Annotated in this window: 1 protein-coding gene and 1 pseudogene; both read left to right on the top strand. The window is 68.6% G+C overall.

Features of this window, described 5'->3' with window-relative positions; translation table 11 throughout:
* Window positions 1-5: 5 nt before the first annotated feature.
* On the top strand, window positions 6-2,153 hold the full coding sequence (locus DBR34_RS20645) for a S46 family peptidase (RefSeq protein ID WP_128098163.1): 2,148 nt from the start codon (window positions 6-8) through the stop codon (window positions 2,151-2,153).
* Between the two features lie 163 nt (window positions 2,154-2,316).
* A pseudogene (locus tag DBR34_RS24410) lies at window positions 2,317-3,115 on the top strand (hybrid sensor histidine kinase/response regulator); the annotation flags it as partial.

Genomic DNA, 3,115 nt, shown 5'->3' with positions numbered 1-3,115 from the left:
TTCTCATGCTGTGTCGCAAAACCCTTCCTGCCGCGCTGGCCCTCGGCCTTACCCTCGCCGCCGGCGCCCACGCCGATGAAGGCATGTGGATGCCGACCCAGCTGCCGGACCTGGCCAAGCCGCTGAAGGCGGCCGGCTTCAAGGGCGACCCGGCCGACCTGGCCAACGTCACCGCGCCGCCGCTGAGTGCGGTGGTGCGTGCCGGTGGCGGCACCGGTTCGTTCGTGTCCGCCGACGGCCTGCTGCTGACCAACCACCACGTGGCGATGGGCGTGATCCAGTACAACAGCTCGCCCGAGCACAACCTGATCGACAACGGCTTCATCGCCCAAGGCCGCAGCGACGAACGCGCGGCCAACCCGGACTTCCGCGTGCTGGTCACCACCGGTTTCGACAAGGTCACCGACGCGGTGCTGCGCGACGCGCGCGGCAAGACCGGGCGCGCCTATTTCGATGCGGTCGACCGCGCCAGCAAGCAGCTGGTGGCCGACTGCGAGAAGGAGGGCAACGTGCGCTGCAGCGTGGCCGACATGTACTACGGCACCGACTTCTACCGCATCCGCCAGCTGGAGCTGAGCGACGTGCGGCTGGTGTACGCGCCGCCGCGCGCGATCGGCAACTATGGCGATGAGATCGACAACTTCATGTGGCCGCGCCACACCGGCGACTTCACCCTGCTGCGTGCCTATGTGGGCAAGGACGGCAAGCCGGCGCCGTACAGCCCGGACAACGTGCCCTACCAGCCGCCGGCGCACCTGAAGATGGCCATCGACGGGCCGAAGACGGGCGACTACGCGATGCTGGCTGGCTACCCGGGCATCACCTACCGGCACCGGACCGCCGCCGAGTTCGCCAGCCAGATCGACGCGGTGCTGCCGCGCCGGGTGGCGGTGTTCCAGCAGATGATCGACACCATCGAGGCGGCCACCGCCAAGGACGCGCAGGCGCGGACCCGCTACGCCTCGCAGCTGCAGTCGCTGAAGAACAACCGCAAGCGCGCCGCCGGCGAGCTGGAAGGCCTGCTGCGCAGCGACGCCAAGGCCCAGCGCGCCAGCGATGAAGGCGCGATGCTCGCGGCCACCGATGCCAGGTACAAGGACGACATCCAGGCCTTGCTGGGCTCGCTGTCGCAGGGCGCGTCGGTCGGCGAACGCGACCTGCTGCTGGACCTGCTGTCGGCGCAGAGCCAGCTGCTGCGGTCGGCGCTGACCCTGGAACGCCTGCGCATCGAATCGGCCAAGCCCGATGCCGAGCGCGAGAGCGGCTACCAGCAGCGCGACCTGGCGCTGATCGAAGGCACCTTGAAGCAGGTGCAGCGTCGCTATTCGCCCGAGGTGGAAAAGGCCGTGCTAACCACGCTGCTGACCCGCTACCAGCAGCTGCCCGAGGCACAGCGCGTGCCCGAGTTCGACGCTGCCTTCGGACGCACCCCTGCAGCGCTGGCCAAGGCGCTGGACGGCCTGTACGCCAGCACTACGCTGGGCGACGAAGCCCAGCGCCTGTCGCGGTTTGCCGCGGCAAAGGACGGCAAGCCGCTGGCGCGCGACCCGCTGATCGACCTGGCCGGCCCGCTGGTGGCCGCGCAGCTGCGCCTGGATGACCAGAGCAAGGCACGCGCCGGTGAACAGCTGCGCCTGCGCCCGGCCTACATGCAGGCGCTGTTTGCCTGGCGCGCCAAGCAGGGGCGCGCGGTGTACCCCGATGCCAACCGCACGCTGCGCATCAGCTACGGCAAGGTGGAAGCGCTGTCGCCGCGCGATGCGGTGCATTTCGACCCGGTGACCACCGTGGCCGGCATCGTCGAGAAGAACACCAACGCCTACCCGTTCGATGCGCCCAAGCCGCTGCTGGCCGCGATCGCCAAGGGCGACTTCGGCTCCACCGCCGACCCGGTGCTGAAGACCCAGACGGTCAACTTCCTGACCAACCTGGACACCACCGGCGGCAATTCCGGCTCGCCGGTGCTCAACGCCAAGGGCGAGCTGATCGGGCTGAACTTCGACAGCAACTGGGAATCGGTGAGTGCCAGCTGGTGGTTCGACCCGCGCTACAAGCGCGCCGTGCACGTGGACATGCGCTACCTGCGCTGGCTGCTGGCCAAGGTGTACCCGGCCCCCGAGCTGCTGAAGGAAATGGGCGTTCCGGCGGAATGACCCGGGGCGGTCACGGCCAACGGTCGTGACCTACCGGTGGGGCGCGGGCGTGATCGGTCCGGCGGGGCGATGGGCGTCACCGCCCCGGTGGGTGCCGGCGGCGATGTTTCCATCACGGCCAACGGTCGTGATCTACTGCTGTTTACCCTGACGGAATCACCTCGTGGTCTCCAGCTGGATTCTGCTGTTGGTATCGGTGGCCTATGCCGCGCTGTTGTTCGGCGTGGCGTGGTGGGGCGACCGTCGCCCGATGTACCCCGACCGGCCTTGGCTGCGGCCGGTGGTCTACAGCCTGGCGCTGGCGGTGTACTGCTCGTCGTGGACCTTCTACGGAGCGGTGGGCACGGCGGTGCGCAACGGCATCGGCTACCTGCCGATCTACCTGGGGCCGCTGCTGCTGTGGCTGTTCGGCTGGCGCATCATCGAGCGCCTGGCGCTGATCGCGCGCAGCCAGAACGTGGTGTCCATCGCCGACTTCATCTCCTCGCGGTTCGGGCGCTCGCGGCGGCTGGCCGCGCTGGTGGCGGTGATCGCGCTGATCGGCATCGTGCCGTACCTGGCGTTGCAGTACAAAGCCGTGGCGATGAGCCTGCAGGTGCTTACCGGCAATGTCGGGCCCACCGGCTTCTTCACCGATCCGGCGCTGTACGTGGCGCTGCTGATGGCGCTGTTTGCCACCTTGTTCGGTACCCGCCAGGTGGATGCCACCGAGCATCACCACGGCATGATGCTGGCCATCGCGCTGGAGTCGCTGATCAAGCTGATCGCGATGGTGGCGCTGGGATTGTTCGCCTACCTGTGGCTCAACGACCGCACCGACGCGGTGCTGCAGTCGGCGCATACGCTGTTTGCCGGGTTGCCGCCGGTCGGGTTCATCTCGCAGACCCTGCTCAGCTTCCTGGCCATCATCTGCCTGCCGCGCCAGTTCCATGTGGCCGTGGTGGAGTGCGGCGACGTGCGCG

The sequence above is a fragment of the Stenotrophomonas sp. HMWF003 genome, from assembly GCF_003061285.1.
Classification (GTDB): Bacteria; Pseudomonadota; Gammaproteobacteria; order Xanthomonadales; family Xanthomonadaceae; genus Stenotrophomonas; species Stenotrophomonas maltophilia_AP.
The sequence above is the reverse complement of the archived record's forward strand: the minus strand, read 5'-3'. Positions and strand labels throughout refer to the sequence as shown.